The 15,891-nt window shown below is 72.4% G+C and carries 16 protein-coding genes; 11 read left to right on the top strand and 5 right to left on the bottom strand.

The window, feature by feature from the left end:
• Positions 1 to 133: 133 nt before the first annotated feature.
• From ACH4TP_RS36955 to ACH4TP_RS36945, 3 genes are all read left to right on the top strand, one after another.
• Positions 134 to 2,188 carry an FUSC family protein gene (locus tag ACH4TP_RS36955; RefSeq protein WP_398191098.1) on the top strand — a complete coding sequence of 685 codons (2,055 nt, stop codon included), beginning with the start codon at positions 134 to 136 and terminating at the stop codon, positions 2,186 to 2,188.
• A gap of 65 nt (positions 2,189 to 2,253) precedes the next feature.
• Positions 2,254 to 2,418, top strand: coding sequence for a 50S ribosomal protein L33 (gene rpmG, locus ACH4TP_RS36950; RefSeq protein WP_225801770.1), 165 nt, complete (start codon positions 2,254 to 2,256; stop codon positions 2,416 to 2,418).
• A gap of 179 nt (positions 2,419 to 2,597) precedes the next feature.
• Complete coding sequence (locus ACH4TP_RS36945; RefSeq protein WP_389237670.1) at positions 2,598 to 2,810, top strand: DUF397 domain-containing protein; 213 nt, start codon at positions 2,598 to 2,600, stop codon at positions 2,808 to 2,810.
• A 108-nt stretch (positions 2,811 to 2,918) separates the two neighbouring features.
• On the opposite strand, the gene ACH4TP_RS36940 is transcribed toward ACH4TP_RS36945, so the two are convergent.
• Positions 2,919 to 3,416 carry an ATP-binding protein gene (locus ACH4TP_RS36940; RefSeq protein WP_389237532.1) on the bottom strand — a complete coding sequence of 166 codons (498 nt, stop codon included), beginning with the start codon at positions 3,414 to 3,416 and terminating at the stop codon, positions 2,919 to 2,921.
• Positions 3,417 to 3,748: 332 nt separating this feature from the next.
• Between ACH4TP_RS36940 and ACH4TP_RS36935 the strand changes: the two genes are divergently transcribed.
• The 4 genes from ACH4TP_RS36935 (at position 3,749) to ACH4TP_RS36920 (ending at position 7,406) form a co-directional block, all read left to right on the top strand.
• Positions 3,749 to 4,621 carry a helix-turn-helix domain-containing protein gene (locus ACH4TP_RS36935; RefSeq protein ID WP_389237534.1) on the top strand — a complete coding sequence of 291 codons (873 nt, stop codon included), beginning with the start codon at positions 3,749 to 3,751 and terminating at the stop codon, positions 4,619 to 4,621.
• 62 nt (positions 4,622 to 4,683) lie between these two features.
• Positions 4,684 to 6,141 carry an aldehyde dehydrogenase family protein gene (locus ACH4TP_RS36930; protein ID WP_398440321.1) on the top strand — a complete coding sequence of 486 codons (1,458 nt, stop codon included), beginning with the start codon at positions 4,684 to 4,686 and terminating at the stop codon, positions 6,139 to 6,141.
• A gap of 72 nt (positions 6,142 to 6,213) precedes the next feature.
• Positions 6,214 to 6,768 carry a DinB family protein gene (locus tag ACH4TP_RS36925; protein WP_389237538.1) on the top strand — a complete coding sequence of 185 codons (555 nt, stop codon included), beginning with the start codon at positions 6,214 to 6,216 and terminating at the stop codon, positions 6,766 to 6,768.
• Positions 6,769 to 6,791: 23 nt separating this feature from the next.
• Complete coding sequence (locus ACH4TP_RS36920) at positions 6,792 to 7,406, top strand: PadR family transcriptional regulator (RefSeq protein ID WP_398440320.1); 615 nt, start codon at positions 6,792 to 6,794, stop codon at positions 7,404 to 7,406.
• A 24-nt stretch (positions 7,407 to 7,430) separates the two neighbouring features.
• Here ACH4TP_RS36920 and ACH4TP_RS36915 read toward each other — a convergent pair whose 3' ends face one another.
• Positions 7,431 to 8,711 (bottom strand): ion channel protein, encoded by a 1,281-nt coding sequence (locus ACH4TP_RS36915; RefSeq protein ID WP_398440319.1) that lies wholly within the window; start codon positions 8,709 to 8,711, stop codon positions 7,431 to 7,433.
• Between the two features lie 126 nt (positions 8,712 to 8,837).
• Between ACH4TP_RS36915 and ACH4TP_RS36910 the strand changes: the two genes are divergently transcribed.
• Complete coding sequence (locus tag ACH4TP_RS36910; RefSeq protein WP_389237544.1) at positions 8,838 to 9,599, top strand: MerR family transcriptional regulator; 762 nt, start codon at positions 8,838 to 8,840, stop codon at positions 9,597 to 9,599.
• An 18-nt stretch (positions 9,600 to 9,617) separates the two neighbouring features.
• On the opposite strand, the gene ACH4TP_RS36905 is transcribed toward ACH4TP_RS36910, so the two are convergent.
• Positions 9,618 to 9,986 carry a YbjQ family protein gene (locus ACH4TP_RS36905; RefSeq protein ID WP_389237672.1) on the bottom strand — a complete coding sequence of 123 codons (369 nt, stop codon included), beginning with the start codon at positions 9,984 to 9,986 and terminating at the stop codon, positions 9,618 to 9,620.
• Between the two features lie 150 nt (positions 9,987 to 10,136).
• On the opposite strand from ACH4TP_RS36905, the gene ACH4TP_RS36900 reads away from it, so the two are divergent.
• Complete coding sequence (locus ACH4TP_RS36900) at positions 10,137 to 10,841, top strand: DedA family protein (protein WP_389237546.1); 705 nt, start codon at positions 10,137 to 10,139, stop codon at positions 10,839 to 10,841.
• 12 nt (positions 10,842 to 10,853) lie between these two features.
• On the opposite strand, the gene ACH4TP_RS36895 is transcribed toward ACH4TP_RS36900, so the two are convergent.
• Positions 10,854 to 12,512, bottom strand: coding sequence for a threonine/serine exporter ThrE family protein (locus ACH4TP_RS36895; protein ID WP_398191086.1), 1,659 nt, complete (start codon positions 12,510 to 12,512; stop codon positions 10,854 to 10,856).
• Between the two features lie 147 nt (positions 12,513 to 12,659).
• Positions 12,660 to 13,151 carry an inorganic diphosphatase gene (locus tag ACH4TP_RS36890; RefSeq protein WP_388859057.1) on the bottom strand — a complete coding sequence of 164 codons (492 nt, stop codon included), beginning with the start codon at positions 13,149 to 13,151 and terminating at the stop codon, positions 12,660 to 12,662.
• A gap of 102 nt (positions 13,152 to 13,253) precedes the next feature.
• Between ACH4TP_RS36890 and dacB the strand changes: the two genes are divergently transcribed.
• Both dacB and ACH4TP_RS36880 read left to right on the top strand, forming a co-directional pair.
• Entirely contained in the window at positions 13,254 to 14,648 is a 1,395-nt protein-coding gene (dacB, locus tag ACH4TP_RS36885; protein WP_398440318.1) for a D-alanyl-D-alanine carboxypeptidase/D-alanyl-D-alanine-endopeptidase, read from the top strand.
• 59 nt (positions 14,649 to 14,707) lie between these two features.
• Positions 14,708 to 15,856 (top strand): zinc-dependent metalloprotease, encoded by a 1,149-nt coding sequence (locus ACH4TP_RS36880; RefSeq protein WP_398440317.1) that lies wholly within the window; start codon positions 14,708 to 14,710, stop codon positions 15,854 to 15,856.
• The last annotated feature ends 35 nt before the right edge of the window (positions 15,857 to 15,891 follow it).

Genomic DNA, 15,891 nt, shown 5'->3' with positions numbered 1-15,891 from the left:
GGTGGGTACCGCCCCGGCGGAACGATTGCCCACAACGGCGGCGGGCGCGCGCCCGCAACGGGGGGCGGCGGGGCGCAAGCCCGTGCCAGGCGTAAATGCCCGGTTCGCCCGGCTTCGTGGATACGCTCTCCGCATGAGCTGGCTCCGGGCGCTGAAGGAGACCGCCCGCTCCGGGCTCACCATGGAGCGGCGGCGGCTCGAACCGGCCGTCGCGGCGCGCGGAGCGCTGGGGCTCGCGCTCGTCGTCGGGTTCGCGCTGGCGCTGTTCGGGCCGGCCGTCGCGGTCTCGTCCGCGTTCGGCGCGTTCCAGGCGGCCATCGCGACCTTCCAGCGTTCCTGGCGCCCCCGCCCCACCCTGGCGCTGGCCTCCGGCGCGAGCCTCGCCGTGTCGACGTTCCTCGGGTATCTGACCGGGGCCCACACGGCCCTCTTCCTCGCCCTGCTCCTCCTCTGGACGTTCCTCTCCGGGCTCGCCTGGGCCGCCGGGCCGACCGCCGGCATCATCGCCTCCTCGAACGTGGCGATCATGCTGGTGACGGTCACCCTCCCGACCTCCGTCGCCACCGCCGCCGGCCATGCGGCGGTGATCTTCGCGGGCGGTGTCGTCCAGGCCGCCCTGGTGGTCCTCCTCCCGGTCCGCCGCTGGGGCGCCCAGCGCGACGCCCTCGCGGACGCGCTGGCGGCGGAGGCGGACTACGCGCGCCGCCTCCGCCACGACCCGGTCGCCCCGTTCGACCCCGTACCGCTCATGACGGCCCGGAACGCCGCGGCGGTGACACCCCGCCAGGCCCGGACCCGCCCGGCGGAGCTGCACGGGGCGCGGGGGCTGGCGGAGCGGATCCGGCCGGTCCTGGCCTCGCTGGCGGATCCGGCGGTCGGCGTGCCGGAGGAGGGGCCGGAGCGGGCCCGGGTGCGGGAGCTGCTCGCGGCGGCGGCCGAGGTCCTGGACGCGGCCGCGCACGCGATCCGGCACGGCGAACCGGTCGCCCTGCCCCCGCCCGCCCTCGCCGCCCTCCGCACCCCGGACACCGGCGCGATCCTCAGGGGCCCGTCCCGCCGGGCGGCCCTGCGTCTTGCGGCCCTGCTCGGCGACGTCGTGGAGACGGCGGAGCCGCGCACGGAGACCTCGGACGCCCTGAGGACCCGCCCGACCCTCCCCCGTCTCGCGCCCCTCGTCCTCGCGAAGATGCGGGCCGAGCTCCGCCCCGGCTCGCCGGTCCTGCGCCACGCGGTCCGCGTCTCGGCGGTGACGGCCGCCGGGTACCTCCTCGGCACGTGGCTCCCCTTCGGCCACGGCTACTGGGCGCCGATGGCCTCGGTGATGGTGATGCGCCCGGACTTCTCGCAGACGTACGCCCGCTCGGTGGCCCGTTTCGGCGGCACCCTCGTCGGCGTGGCCCTGGCGACGGCGGTGGTGCGGTCGGCGCATCCGGGCGCGTACCTGTCCGCAGCCCTCGCGGTGCTGTGCGCCTTCTGCATGTACCTGCTGATGCGGACGGGGTACGCGGCCGGTCAGGTCTTCGTCTCCGCGTACGTCGTCTTCCTGCTCGGCATGGCCGGCGCGGGCCTGACCCAGACCGTGCGGGAGCGGGTCCTCCTCACCCTCCTCGGCGGGCTCCTCGCGATGCTGTCGTACGCCGTCTACCCGGCCTGGGAGACGCCCCGGCTGCGCGGCCGGCTCGCGGACTGGCTGGCGGCGGTCGGCGCGTACGCGGCCGTCGTCACCGCGCGGTACGCCGATCCGGCCGGGCCGGCCAGCCCCGACGTGCGGGAGGCGCTCCTGAGGACCCGTGCGGCCCGGGTCGCCTGGCAGGAGGCGGTGGACCGGGCGACCCACGAGCCGGTGCGGCACCGGGGGCTGTCGCACGCGGCGGTGGAGGAGGCCGGGCACGCGCTCGCGGAGTTCGGCCGGGTCGCGATGCTCCTGGAGGCCCACCTGCCGGAGCGCGGCGCCCCGCCCCTGCCCGCCGCCGCGACCCTCGCCGAGTCCCTGCGCCGGTCGACGGAGCGGGGTGCGAAGGAGGTGCGGGAGCGCAGGGAGCCGCGCTGGGGCGACCTGCGCGAGACGGTCACCGCCTGGTCGGCCGACCCGCCGGACCACTTCCTGCTCGACAAGGGCGCCGTCCTGCTCCTGGAGTCCCTGGAGGAGCTGACGACGGCCCTGACGGGGGCGAGGCGGTCCGGGTGACGGGTGACGTACGTCTCCGCACCATCTCTTGGCAATGGGATTCATTTTCATTTATGCTTCACGGCATGGCACGCAATGAACTCCGTCCCGTCGTCAAGCTCCGGTCCACCGCCGGCACCGGATTCACCTACGTCACCCGCAAGAACCGCCGCAACGATCCCGACCGTCTCACCCTCCGCAAGTTCGACCCGGTCGCCGGCCGCCACGTCGACTTCCGCGAGGAGCGCTGATCAGGGCGGCGTACCCGCCGGTAGAACTCTCCGTCGCGTAGTCGCTACGCCACCCCTTGTGCACGTGCATCTGCTCATGCATCGGCATGTGAACACAGCTATGATCCGAGGAAGTTGACACCTGCACCAAGCAACTCGGGGAGCTACCAGTGCACCACGCGCACCACGCGTACAACGGCATGGCGGCCACGGAGCTGCGGGGTGTCGTGTGGCAGAAGAGCCGGCACAGCAACTCCCAGGGGTCCTGCGTGGAGTTCGCCAAACTGCCGGGGGGCGAGGTCGCCGTGCGCAACTCGCGCCACCCCGAGGGCCCCGCGCTCGTCTACACGCCCGCGGAGATAGAGGCGCTCCTGCTGGGCGTGAAGGACGGCGAGTTCGACCACCTGGTCTGAGGTCCCCTGATCTGAGGTCACCTGATCCGAGGTCACCTGGTCTGGGACGCGCGAAGGGCCCCGACGGTTTCCGTCGGGGCCCTTCGTGTGTCTCCCGTGCCGCTCCGGCTACTCCGGTCCGATCCGGAACAGTGCCCACACGACCTTGCCCTGGAGCGTGCCGGCCAGCGGGTGCCAGCCCCAGCTGTCGCTGAACGAGTCCACCAGGAACAGACCGCGCCCCGACTCGGCGGCGAAGTCCTCCTCGCCCTCGCGGGTCTCCGGGCTCTCCCGGCTGGGGTCGCGCACGGCGCACACCAGGCGGGAGGCCCAGCGCATCAGGTGCAGCCGGACCGGCGGGTTCTGGCCCTCCTCCTGCGGCGCGTCGGCGGGCACCGCGTGACGCAGCGCGTTGGTGACGAGCTCGGAGACGACCAGGGCCACGTCGTCGAAGCGTTCCGTCAGCTCCCAGCGGTCGAGCGTGGTGCTGGTGAACTTGCGGGCCCCGCGCACGGCTTCGTACCGGGCGGGCAGGGCGCAGGAGGCGGAGGTGGAGACGGCGCCGGGATCGATCGGCGGCAGGCCCTGCCGTAACGGCTCGAGCACGGTCGATCCATTCGTCCCCATGCGAGGCACTCCCGGGAATCGCGACTGTGGTGCGACAACACGAACGAGTACGCGGCTGCGCGGGGTCCATGGTTCCGAATGCGTCCACTGGATGCAAGGGCAGATGCACGTGCACGCGCCGGACCTGTCCGTCCACGTGCCGAATCTGTGCATAAGTCGTCCACACGATGGAGGGAACTTCCCCGGATCCGCACGCGCTGTGCCCGCACTGTGCGCGCGGATGCCCGGAACTCGTCGCCTTTCCGTAATCGAATGTGTACGCGCTGAAGCGTTTGATGGCAGAATCCGGGGCTCGACGGGGGCTCGACACCGTAAAGGGGAGGCGAAGAGCCGTGACCGCAGGCGAATCGAGCGGAGCGAGCGGGAGCGTGGTGCGGCGCATCCTGCTGGGCTCCCAGCTGAGGCGGCTGCGCGAGTCGCGCGGGATCACCCGCGAGGCGGCCGGCTATTCCATTCGCGCGTCCGAATCAAAGATCAGCCGCATGGAGTTGGGACGGGTGAGCTTCAAGGCCAGGGACGTCGAGGACCTGCTCACCCTCTACGGGGTCGGGGACGAGAACGAGCGCGGCGCGCTCCTCGGGCTCGCCCGCGAGGCCAACGTCGCCGGCTGGTGGCACAGCTTCGGCGACGTCCTGCCCGGCTGGTTCCAGACGTACATCGGCCTGGAAGGCGCCGCCTCCCTCATCCGCGTCTACGAAGTGCAGTTCGTCCACGGCCTGTTGCAGACCGAGGCGTACGCCCACGCCGTCGTCACCCGGGGGATGCCCGACGCCCCGCGCGCCGAGATCGACCGCCGGGTCGCCCTGCGCCTGGAGCGGCAGAAGGTCCTCGTCTCCGAGCGCGCCCCGCAGTTCCACGCCGTCCTCGACGAGGCCGCGCTGCGCCGCCCCTACGGCGACCGGTCGGTCATGCAGGGGCAGTTGAGGCACCTCATCGAGATCTCCGAGCACCCGGGCGTCACGCTCCAGATCATGCCCTTCAGCTTCGGCGGCCATGCCGGCGAGAGCGGCGCCTTCACGATGCTCAGCTTCCCCGAGTCCGACCTCTCCGACATCGTCTACCTCGAACAGCTCACCAGCGCCCTCTACCTCGACAAGCGCGAGGAAGTCGCCCAGTACCAGCGGGTGATGGAGAAGCTGCAGAAGGACGGTCCGGATCCGGCCGAAAGCCGGGACCTTCTCCGAGGCCTTCTTCAACTCTCCTGATACATCAGTACGATGACGCCACATCAGTCGCACTGCAGGTAGCGGGTAGAGGGGTCTCCAGCATGTCGCACTTCACCGACCTGGCCCACCAGTACATAGACGGCGAGTGGAAGCCCGGAAGCGGTTCGTGGGACATCATCGACTTCAACCCGTACACCGGGGAGAAGCTCGCGTCGATCACCGTCGCCACCGCCGACGAGGTCGACCGCGCCTACCGGGCCGCCGAGCGCGCCCAGAGCGCGTGGGCCGAGACCAACCCGTACACGCGCCGGCTCGTCTTCGAGCGCGCGCTGCGGATCGTCGAGGACCGCGAGGACGAGATCGCCGAGACGATCGTCGCCGAGCTCGGCGGCACCCGCCTCAAGGCGGCCTTCGAGCTCCACCTCGCCAAGGAGTTCCTGCGCGAGGCGGTCCAGCTGGCGCTGCGCCCCGAGGGCCGCATCCTGCCCTCGCCGGTCGACGGCAAGGAGAACCGGGTCTACCGCGTCCCGGTCGGCGTCGTCGGCGTCATCTCCCCCTTCAACTTCCCCTTCCTCCTCTCGATCAAGTCGGTCGCGCCCGCGCTCGCGCTGGGCAACGCCGTCGTCCTCAAGCCGCACCAGAACACCCCGATCTGCGGCGGCACGCTGGTCGCGAAGGTCCTGGAGGAGGCCGGTCTGCCGGCCGGCCTGCTGAACGTCGTCGTCACCGACATCGCCGAGATCGGCGACGCGCTCCTCACCCACCCGGTCCCGAAGGTCATCTCCTTCACCGGCTCCGACAAGGTCGGCCGCCACGTCGCCACGGTCTGCGCGCAGAACTTCAAGCACGCCGTCCTCGAACTCGGCGGCAACAGCGCCCTGATCGTCCTCGACGACGCCGACGTCGACTACGCGGTCGACGCGGCCGTCTTCAGCCGCTTCGTGCACCAGGGCCAGGTCTGCATGGCCGCCAACCGGATCCTGGTGGACCGGACGGTGGAGGAGGAGTTCACCGAGAAGTTCGTGGCGAAGGTGAGGACCCTGCGCGTCGGCGACCCGGCCGACCCCGCCACCCACATCGGTCCCCTCATCAACTCCCAGCAGGCGGAGGCGGTCTCCTCGGTCGTCGAGCAGACCGTGGCGGCCGGCGCGACCGCGCTGCTGCACGGCGCGGTCGAGGGCAACCTCGTCTCCCCGTCCGTCCTCACCGGCATCGCCGCCGACGCCCCGGTCCTGGGCCAGGAGATCTTCGGCCCGGTCGCCCTGATCGTCCCCTTCGACGGCGAGGAGGAGGCCGTACGGATCGCCAACGACACCCCGTACGGGCTCAGCGGCGCCGTCCACACCGGGGACGTCGAGCGGGGCGTACGGGTCGCCAAGCGCATCCACACGGGCATGATCCACATCAACGACGGCACCGTCCACGACGAGCCGATCGTCCCCTTCGGCGGCGAGAAGCACTCGGGCATCGGCCGGCTCAACGGCGACGCGATGGTCGACTCCTTCACCACCCAGAAGTGGATCTCGATCCAGCACGGACGCAGCCGGTTCCCCTTCTAGGACAGTACCTGTCCGCAAGTCTCCGTAGCGTGGTGGTTGTCGAAAGAGCCACAGCTACGTAAGGCGGACACCATGGTTGCCCTTGTTCCCGCGGAGGCCCCCGGCGACGAGCGCGGTGCGTTCCTCAACTTCGTCGAGGTTCAGCGCGCCGCGCTCCGCCGCTCGCTCCTCGGACTCACCGAGGAGCAGGCGGCGAGCCGCCCCAGCGCCAGCGAACTCAGCCTCTCCGGGCTGGTCAAGCACGTCGCCGAGATGGAGCTGAACTGGCTGCGGCTGGCCCAGGAGCAGCCGAACGAGCGGCAGCGCACCGAGGAGACCTGGGACGAGGCCTTCCGGCTCGTGGACGGGGAGTCGATCCCCGACGTCCTCGCGTTCTGGGAGGACGTCGCGAAGCAGACGGAGGTGTTCGTCCGCTCCGTGCCGAGCCTGGACGACACCTTCCCGCTGCCGCCCGCGCCCTGGTTCCCGAAGGACGGGCGGGTCTCGGTCCGCTGGATGCTGCTGCACCTGGTCCAGGAGATGGGCCGGCACGCCGGCCACGCGGACATCATCCGCGAGTCCCTGGACGGCAAGGGCTCCTTCGACCTGATCGCCGAGGAGAACGCGGGGCAGGACGCCCCCGCCTAGTCAAGGTTGACTAACATCGGGGCATGTCAGCCATCCGACTTCTCGTCCTGGGCGCGGTCAGGCAGCACGGCCGCGCCCACGGCTACCAGGTGCGCAACGACCTGGAGTACTGGGGCGCCCACGAGTGGTCCCACGCCAAGCCCGGCTCGATCTACCACGCCCTGAAGCAGATGGCGAAGCAGGGACTGCTGCACGCGCACGAGGTCGCGCCGAGCGCCGCGGGCGGGCCGCCGCGCGTGGAGTACGAGCTGACGGAGGCCGGCACGGAGGAGTACTTCGCGCTGCTGCGCGAGGCGCTGACCACGTACGACCAGAAGACGGACGTCCTGTCGGCGGCCGTCGGCTTCATGGTGGACCTGCCCCGCGTGGAGGTCACGGAGCTGCTGCGCCGGCGGGTGCGGGCGCTCGACGAGTGGCGGGCGGAGGTCACGGAGTACTACACGCCGGAGGGCGGCCCGGAGCAGCTCGGGCACATCGGCGAGATCATGCACATGTGGGTCCACTCGGCGGACGCGGGCAAGGAGTGGACGCTCGGCCTGATCGAGCGGATCGAGGGCGGGGCGTACGTGTTCGCGGGCGAGGGCGAGGCCTTCGTGGGCATGCTCGGGGAGGGCCAGGAGAACCCGTACGCGACCTGACCCGGAACCCGCCGGCCGCGGGGGTCAGTGCAGGGCGTGGCCCTCGTGGTCGAGTTCCAGCTGGGGGCGGCCCGTGACGATCAGCCAGGCCGGGAGCGAGGCGAGGCAGAGCACGGCGAGCATCGAGGGCGACGAGGCGAGGACCGCGCCGGTGAAGAGGCTGATCCAGCCCTGCCGGGTGGTGGCCAGCAGGACGCCGAGGACGGCGGAGGAGACGGCGACGGCCGGGTGGACCTCGGGGACGAGGGCCTGGACGCACAGGCCGAAGGCGGCGCCGATGAAGACGGCGGGGAAGATCCGGCCGCCCGGGAAGCCGCAGGAGGCGGCGACCAGGAGGGCGAGGAGTTTGACCGCGGCCATCTTCATCAGCTCGCCCGAGGACCAGCTGCCGACGGAGGCGGCGAGCTCCCTGGTCTCCTCCAGGCCCTTGAAGAGCGTCAGGGGCCCGCCGAGGGCGCCGAGCAGGCCGAGGACGAGGCCGCCGAGGGGCAGCATCACCAGGGGGTGCCGCAGCCGCCGGAAGGAGCTGTGGACGTACGGGAAGAGGTAGCAGGCGACCAGGCCGAACGCGGCGGCGGCGGAGGCGATCACCAGGGCGGCCAGGATGTCGCCGAAGCCGGGGTCGGTCAGCGGCGGGAGCCCGATGTCGAAGCTGGGATCGGACACGAGCTGGGTGGTCAGGGCGCCCGTGCCGGCGGCGACGAGCGGGGCGAAGAGCCGGTCCCAGAGGGAGCCGGGGCCCGGCCGGCCCGTCAGGGCCTCGGAGAGGACGAGGGCGGCCGCCACCGGGGTGCCGAACAGCGCGCCGATGGTGGCGGCCGAGGCCAGCGCGACCCAGGCCGCGCCCGGTGCGGCGGGTGCCACCTTGCGGCCGAGCCAGTAGGCGAGCGCGATGTTGGTGGCGATGATCGGGTTCTCGGGGCCGAGGCTGACGCCGCCGGCCAGCATGAGGGTGCTGGCGAGCAGCAGTCCCGGCAGCACCGCGGGGGCGAGCGGGGCTCCGCCGAGCCCCTCGGAGGACGGGTCGGGGCCGGCGTGGCCCGGCACCTTCCACACGACCAGACCCACGGCGATGCCCGTCGCCGTGAGCATGGCGATGATCCAGAGGGAGGAGTGGTTCCCGATGCCGAGCGCGTCCGGCAGGTCGTTCCAGAGCACGTGCTGGAACTTCTCCGCGAGGGCGCTGATCCCGAGGAAGAGCAGGCTCGCCCCCACTCCGACGAGGAGCGCGGGCAGGATCTGGGGGAGCAGGAGCCGGGCGGGCGTCTCCACGGGGGCGGGGGACGGAGCATGATCAGTGGCCACCGCCCCACCATAAGTGAGCAAAAGGTACACAACACCCCGAGTGGCGCCGGGGGACGGGACTTGCACCTCACGTCGCGTCAGGACCCAGGCTGAACGGCGTACCGACAGAGGGAGGGCGGACGGCCGATGGGCTACTCCGTGGGACAGGTGGCCGGCTTCGCCGGGGTCACGGTGCGCACCCTGCACCACTACGACGCGATCGGGCTGCTCTCGCCGGGCGGCCGCAGCACGGCGGGCCACCGCCGCTACGACGACGCGGACCTCGACCGGCTCCAGCAGATCCTGTTCTACCGGGAGCTCGGCTTCCCCCTCGAAGAGGTCGCCGTCCTCCTCGACGACCCGGGCGCCGACCCGCAGGAGCACCTGCGGCGGCAGCACGCGCTGCTGACCGAGCGGATCGGCGAGCTCCAGAGGATGGCGGCGGCCGTCGAGCACGCCATGGAGGCGAAGAAGATGGGCATCAACCTCACGCCCGAGGAGAAGTTCGAGGTCTTCGGGGACAAGGACCCCGAGCGCTACGCGGAGGAGACCGCCCGCCGCTGGGGCGGCTCCCACTCCCACGAGCAGGCCCGGGCGCGCGCCGCCGGGTACGGCAAGGAGGAGTGGCAGCGGATGAAGGACGAGGTCGACGCCTGGGGCGCCGCCTACGCCGCCCTGATGGCCAAGGGCGCGGACCCGGCGTCCGAGGAGGCGATGGACCTCGCCGAGGCCCACCGCCGCCACCTCACCACCTGGTTCTTCGAGTGCCACCCGAGGACCCACGTGGAGCTCGCCGAGATGTACGTCGCCGACGAGGACTTCCACGCGTTCTACGAGTCGATCCACCCGGGCCTCCCCGAGCACCTGCGGGAGGCCGTCCGGGCGAACGCCGCCCGCCGGACGGCCTGAGGCCCGGCGGGAACGGGATCAGGCGCGCGGCCCGATCACCACGGCCGTGCCGTACGCGCACACCTCCGTGCCCACGTCAGCCGCCTCCGTCACGTCGAAGCGGAACATGAGCACGGCGTTCGCGCCGCGCGCCTTCGCCTGCTCCACCAGGCGTTCCATCGCCTGGTTGCGGGTCTGCACGAGGGTCTTCGTCAGACCCTTCAGCTCCCCGCCGATCATCGACTTCAGGCCGGCTCCGATCTGGCTGCCCAGATGGCGGGAGCGGACGGTGAGGCCGAAGACCTCGCCGATCACCTGCCGGACCTCGTAACCCGGCACGTCGTTCGTCGTCACGACCAGGACCTCGGGGTGCGGCCCCTGGCCGCCCCCGTACTCGTCGATGCCCATCGGCATGCACCTCCTGACCCCCACCCTCGGGGGCGGAGGCCGGGTCCGCATCCCGTGGGGGCCGGGTGGAACCGGGGGTCCGCGGCCCGCGTTGATAGCTTGGGGCCAGCCGTCCCCCAAGCCCCCACCGACCGCAGGAGCCCGGAACCCGTGAACACGCTTGCCCTCGGACCGAGCTGGCTGGATCCGGACTATCTGATCGGGACCTTCGGTCTGATCGGTGTCCTGGTCATCGTCTTCGCCGAGTCCGGCCTCCTCATCGGGTTCTTCCTGCCCGGCGACTCGCTGCTCTTCACCACCGGCCTGCTCGTCACCACCGGCAAGCTGGACAAGCCGCTGTGGCTGGTGTGCACCCTGGTGGTGGCCGCCGCCGTCCTCGGCGACCAGGCCGGCTACCTCTTCGGCCGCAAGGTCGGCCCGGCCCTCTTCTCCCGCCCCGACTCCAAGCTGTTCAAGCAGGAGAACGTCGAGAAGGCGCACGAGTTCTTCGAGAAGCACGGCCCGAAGTCGCTGATCCTGGCCCGCTTCGTCCCCATCGTCCGGACGTTCACGCCGATCATCGCGGGCGTGAGCCGGATGAGCTACCGCTCGTTCATCGTCTTCAACCTCATCGGCGGCCTGCTGTGGGGCGCGGGCGTGACCCTGCTCGGCGCCTCCCTCGGGAACGTCGAGTTCGTCCACAAGCACATCGAGATGATCCTCGTCGGGATCGTCCTGATCTCCGTCGTCCCGGTCGCGATCGAGATCCTCCGCGCCCGCTCCCAGGCGAAGAAGAACCCGCCGCGGAGCGCCGACCACGACACCCCCGGCATCCCGGCCCCGCAGCCCCCCCGCGGCCGTCACGCCAAGCGGTAGGACCCGAAGCCGCTAGAACCCCCGGGTGCGCTTCGCCGCGCGCCGCGCCGACGCCGCGCCCGGGGCCCGCATGAAGAGGCGGGCCAGCTCGCTCCCCAGGTTCACGCCGATCGCGATCGCCAGGGCCAGCGCCGCCGCCTTCGCCAGCGAGGCGAAACCCTGGTCCAGATTGTGCTGGGCGATCGCAAGCACCCCGAAGTACGTCGCCGAACCGGGCAGCAGCGGCCCGATCGCCGCCGTCACGTACGGCAGCGACGAGGTGTGCTCGTAGCGGGCGATCAGCTGCCCGAAGAGGCCCACCAGACCGGCCGCCACCGCCGTCGCCATCACCGCCGAACCCCCGGCGGTCACCGCGATCGACGCGTAGACCACCCACGCCACCCCGCCGTTCAGCGTCGCGAACAGCACCGTCGCCCGCGACTGCTGCAGCAGGATCGCGAAGGTCGCGCACAGCACCATCGACGCCAGGATCTGCACCACCGGCCGCTCCACCGGCCGCAGCGCCCCCTCCGGGTTCAGCTGCGCGTCGAACTGCACCGCGAGGTACAGCACCGACAGCACGCCCACCACGATCGCGACGAAGAAGTACGCGACCTCCAGGAGCCGCGCCGAGGCCGTGATGTAGAAACCGGTCAGACCGTCCTGCACGGCCGCCACCAGCGCCCGCCCCGGGATCAGCGCGAACAGGCCACCGGTGATCACCGCCGACGGCCGCAGGTCCGCGTGCAGCAGCGTCAGGAGCACGCCCATCGCCGCCGGAGGCATCGCCGCCACCAGGAACTGGTAGAACTCCGGCAGCCCCCGCCCCGCGCACAGCCACGCCAGACGGTCCCCGAGGACCGCGCCGAGCGCCGCCACGAAGAAGACCGTCGGACCGCCGCCGAGCAGCACCGAGGCCGCCCCGGCCAGCACGCCCGCCGCCGCCGTCAGGACCCAGCCCGGGTACGGGTGCCGGTTCCGCCGGATCTCCGCGAGCCGCCGGTACGCCTCCTCAGGCGTCACCTCGTGCGCCCGCGCGTTGATGTCCGAGAGCAGCTGGTAGACGGCCGCGAGCCGGGTGTAGTCCGTGCCCCGGCGGCGCACCGTCCGGTTCGCCGTGATCGGGTCGTCCACCAGCGAGGGCTGGTACGTGACCGACAGCAGGGTGAACGTCACCGTCGGCTCCACCCGGTCAAGCCCGTACGAGCGGCAGATCGCGAACATCGCCGCCTCGACGTCCTCCGCGCCCTCCCCGCCCGCGAGCAGCAGCTCCCCGATGCGCAGGGTCAGGTCGAGGACGCGCGGCACCGAGGGCCCGGACTCGTCCTCCTTGCGCGGCGCCTCCGGCACCGGCCGCTCACCCACCGGCAGCCGCAGCATCGTCCGCATCCGGTCCTGCCACGGAGCGTTCTGCGGGAGCATCGACAGGGGGACCCCGTACGCCGGGGTGAACGCGGGCGGCGAGTTCTTCGCGGAGTACGTGGCGGGCGGGGCGAACGCCGAACCCTCCGGCTCCGGCGGCGGCTCCGGGGCCAGCCCCGACGGCAGGGCGAACTCCGAGGTCGGATGCTCCTCCTCGGGCGGCGCGGGCTGCTCCACCCCGGCCGGCGGCACGAACGCGCTGCGCGCCTCGTCCGACTGCGGCTTCCGGTCCTCAGGAGCCTCCTCGGGGCCCTCCGGCTCCGCCACCACTGTCTCCGCCTCATCCCCAGGGAATCGTGGATTCCAGTATGAAGGTATGAAGGCGCCGGGAAAGTGCGCAGGACGGCGCATGCGCGAAAGGCGGCGCACCCCCGGGGTGCACCGCCTTCACGCGATCAGATCAGAAGCGAGCCGGACTCAGTGGCCGCCCTGCTCCTTGAGGCGCGCGAACGACTTCTCGATCTCGGCCTCGGCCTCGGCGCGACCGACCCAGTCGGCACCCTCGACCGACTTGCCCGGCTCCAGGTCCTTGTAGACCTCGAAGAAGTGCTGGATCTCCAGGCGGTCGAACTCCGCCACGTGGTGGATGTCCCGCAGGTGCTCCATGCGCGGGTCCGTCGCCGGCACGCACAGCAGCTTGTCGTCGCCGCCGGCCTCGTCCGTCATGCGGAACATGCCGATGGCGCGGCACTTGATGAGGCAGCCCGGGAAGGTCGGCTCGTCGAGGATGACGAGCGCGTCCAGCGGGTCGCCGTCCTCGCCGAGGGTGTTCTCCACGTAGCCGTAGTCGGTCGGGTAGGCCGTCGACGTGAAGAGGCGACGGTCCAGGCGGATGCGACCGGTCTCGTGGTCGACCTCGTACTTGTTCCGCGATCCCTTCGGGATCTCGATGAGAACGTCGAACTCCACGGGTGGCTCCTCCTGAATCAACACAAGTGAATGCTCGCGACGACGCGCGGTGATTAAGTGTCCCTCACGCACGTGTGTGATCGCGAAAGGGGCTGGTCAGCAATGCCGGAGCCGAGGACGTGGCAGCTCACGGCGGGCTCCGCCGCCCTCGGTCTCGTCCTGGCCGCCGCGGCGGCCGCCGCGGCCGGACCGTGGGACGGAGGCCAGCGTACGGCCGAGCGGGCCCGCGCCGCCGCCCCCGCGGCGGGTGGCACGCGTCACGCCGCCCCCGCGCCCGCCGCACCCCGGCCGGAGCGGCCCGCGCCCGCCCCCAGCGCCCCCGGCGTCCTCACCCCCCTGCACGCCCCCGCCGGAACCACCGCCGACCTCGCCGCCGTCCTCGTCCCGCTCCTCGCCGACCCCGGCCTCGGCCCGCTCCGCACCGCCTCCGTCGTCGACACCGCCACCGGGAAGCAGCTCTACGGCGAGGGCGCCGGCACCCCCATGACCCCCGCCTCCACCGTCAAGATCGCCACCACCGCCGCCGCGCTCTCCGCCCTCGGCCCCGAGCACCGCATCCCCACCACCGTCACCGCCGCCCCCGACGGCACGACCGTCACCCTCACCGGCGGCGGCGACCCCACCCTCGACCCCGCCCGCCTGGGGGCCCTCGCCGCCGACACCGCCCGCGCCCTCAAGGCCGCCGGCCACACCTCCGTACGCCTCGCCTACGACACGAGCCTCTACAAGGGCCCCGCCCTCCACCCCATCGGCCCCAACGACAACCTCGCCCCCGTCGTCGCCCTCATGACCCGCGAAGGCCGCCTCGACGACAGCCGCAGCGGCCCCGCCCCCCGCACCGCCGACCCGGCCGGCGACACCGCCACCGCCTTCGCCGGCCTCCTCACCCGGGCCGGCATCAGGATCACCGGCACCCCCGCCCCCGGCCGCACCCCCCAGGCCGCCCCCCTCGCCCGCACCTACTCCGCCCCCCTCGCCGACCTCGTCGAACGCACCCTCACGAACAGCGACAACGACCTCGCCGAAGCCCTCGCCCGGCAGACAGCCCTCGCCCGCAGGCAGCCCGCCAGCTTCCAGGGCGCCGAGAAGGCCGTACGCGACGAGCTCACCCGGCTCGGCGCCCCCCTCGCCGGAGCCCGCTTCGCCGACGGCAGCGGACTCGACCGCCGCGACCGCGTCTCCGCCGCCCTCCTCACCGGCCTGCTCACCCGCGCGGCCGACCCCGCCCGCCCCGCCCTGCGCCCCCTCCTCACCGGACTCCCCGTCGGCGGCTTCACCGGCACCCTCGCCGACCGCTACGACACGGCCCCCGCGGGCCTCGGCCTCGTCCGCGCCAAGACCGGCACCCTCACCGGCGTCAACACCCTCGCCGGGACCGCCGTCACCCCCGACGGACGCCTCCTCGCCTTCGCGTTCCTCGCCGGCCGCACCCTCTCCCCGTACGAGGCGCAGCCCGCCCTCGACCGGCTCTCCGCCGCCCTCGCCGGCCGGAAGTGATCACACGCGCCCCCCTTCGAACCCTCACCGAACAGGCCCCGAACCCGTACGGTTGACGCATGACGAGCATCGGTGGCGCAGGCACATCCGGGATGGTCGACTGGAACCTCGCGGTCGCGACCGCGACCCGCCTCGTGCGGCCCGGACCCGAAGTCAGCCGCGACGAGGCCCGCGAGGTCGTCGCCGAACTCCGCAGACACGCCAAGGCCTCCGAGGAACACGTCCGCGCCTACACCCGGATGATCCCCGAGGGCGCCGACCCCCGGACCATCGCCGACACGCCCGTCCTCGTCGTCGACCGCGCCGGCTGGATCAGGGCCAACGTCGCCGGCTTCCGCGAACTCCTCACCCCGCTCCTCGGCAAGATGCAGGAACGCCGCTCCGCCACCCCCGGCAGCGCCGTCCTCGGCGCCTTCGGCGGCAAGGTCACCGGCGTCGAACTCGGCATGCTGCTCTCGTTCCTCGCCTCCCGGATCCTCGGCCAGTACGAGACCTTCGCCCCCGCCACCCGCGACCTCCCCGCCGGCGCGAACGGCGGCGGACGCCTCCTCCTCGTCGCCCCCAACATCGTCCACGTCGAACGCGAACTCGACGTCGCCCCGCACGACTTCCGGCTCTGGGTCTGCCTCCACGAGGAGACCCACCGCACCCAGTTCACCGCCGTCCCCTGGCTACGTGACCATCTCCAGGGCGAAATCCAGTCGTTCCTGGCCGCCACCGACGTCGACCCCGGCACCGTCGTCGAACGCCTCCGCGAAGCCGCCCAGACCCTCGCCGGCGGCCGCCCCGAGGGCGAGGAGGGCGAACCCTCCCCCTCCCTCGTCGAACTCGTCCAGACCCCCGAACAGCGCGAGATCCTCGGCCGCCTCACCGCCGTCATGTCGCTCCTCGAAGGCCACGCCGACTACGTCATGGACGGCGTCGGCCCCCAGGTCGTCCCCTCCGTCGCCGAGATCCGCGAGAAGTTCCAGGCCCGCCGCGCCCGCGGCGCCTCCCGCCTCGACCTCGCCCTGCGCAGGCTCCTCGGCCTCGACGCCAAGCTCCGCCAGTACCGCGACGGCGAGCGCTTCGTCCGCGCCGTCGTCGACCAGGTCGGCATGGACGGCTTCAACCGCGTGTGGACCTCGCCCAACACGCTCCCCACCAAGACCGAGATCGCCACACCCGCCGACTGGATCGCGAGGGTGCACCGTAAGGCAGACTCCTGAGACAGGAGCGGCACACGGCACGAGAACACGTCAGA

It is taken from the genome of Streptomyces sp. NPDC021012 (assembly GCF_044333355.1).
GTDB lineage: Bacteria > Actinomycetota > Actinomycetes > Streptomycetales > Streptomycetaceae > Streptomyces.
Note: the sequence above shows the minus strand (reverse complement) of the source record. Positions and strands in the feature narration are given on the sequence as shown.

Excerpts from the sequence above, each read along its gene's own strand:
- ACH4TP_RS36955 (WP_398191098.1), top strand. The coding sequence starts at position 134 with ATGAGCTGGCTCCGGGCGCTGAAGGAGACCGCCCGCTCCGGGCTCACC.
- rpmG (WP_225801770.1), top strand. The coding sequence starts at position 2,254 with ATGGCACGCAATGAACTCCGTCCCGTCGTCAAGCTCCGGTCCACCGCC.
- ACH4TP_RS36945 (WP_389237670.1), top strand. The coding sequence starts at position 2,598 with ATGGCGGCCACGGAGCTGCGGGGTGTCGTGTGGCAGAAGAGCCGGCAC.
- ACH4TP_RS36940 (WP_389237532.1), bottom strand. The coding sequence starts at position 3,416 with ATGGGGACGAATGGATCGACCGTGCTCGAGCCGTTACGGCAGGGCCTG.
- ACH4TP_RS36930 (WP_398440321.1), top strand. The coding sequence starts at position 4,684 with ATGTCGCACTTCACCGACCTGGCCCACCAGTACATAGACGGCGAGTGG.
- ACH4TP_RS36925 (WP_389237538.1), top strand. The coding sequence starts at position 6,214 with ATGGTTGCCCTTGTTCCCGCGGAGGCCCCCGGCGACGAGCGCGGTGCG.
- ACH4TP_RS36920 (WP_398440320.1), top strand. The coding sequence starts at position 6,792 with ATGTCAGCCATCCGACTTCTCGTCCTGGGCGCGGTCAGGCAGCACGGC.
- ACH4TP_RS36910 (WP_389237544.1), top strand. The coding sequence starts at position 8,838 with ATGGGCTACTCCGTGGGACAGGTGGCCGGCTTCGCCGGGGTCACGGTG.
- ACH4TP_RS36905 (WP_389237672.1), bottom strand. The coding sequence starts at position 9,986 with ATGGGCATCGACGAGTACGGGGGCGGCCAGGGGCCGCACCCCGAGGTC.
- dacB (WP_398440318.1), top strand. The coding sequence starts at position 13,254 with ATGCCGGAGCCGAGGACGTGGCAGCTCACGGCGGGCTCCGCCGCCCTC.
- ACH4TP_RS36880 (WP_398440317.1), top strand. The coding sequence starts at position 14,708 with ATGACGAGCATCGGTGGCGCAGGCACATCCGGGATGGTCGACTGGAAC.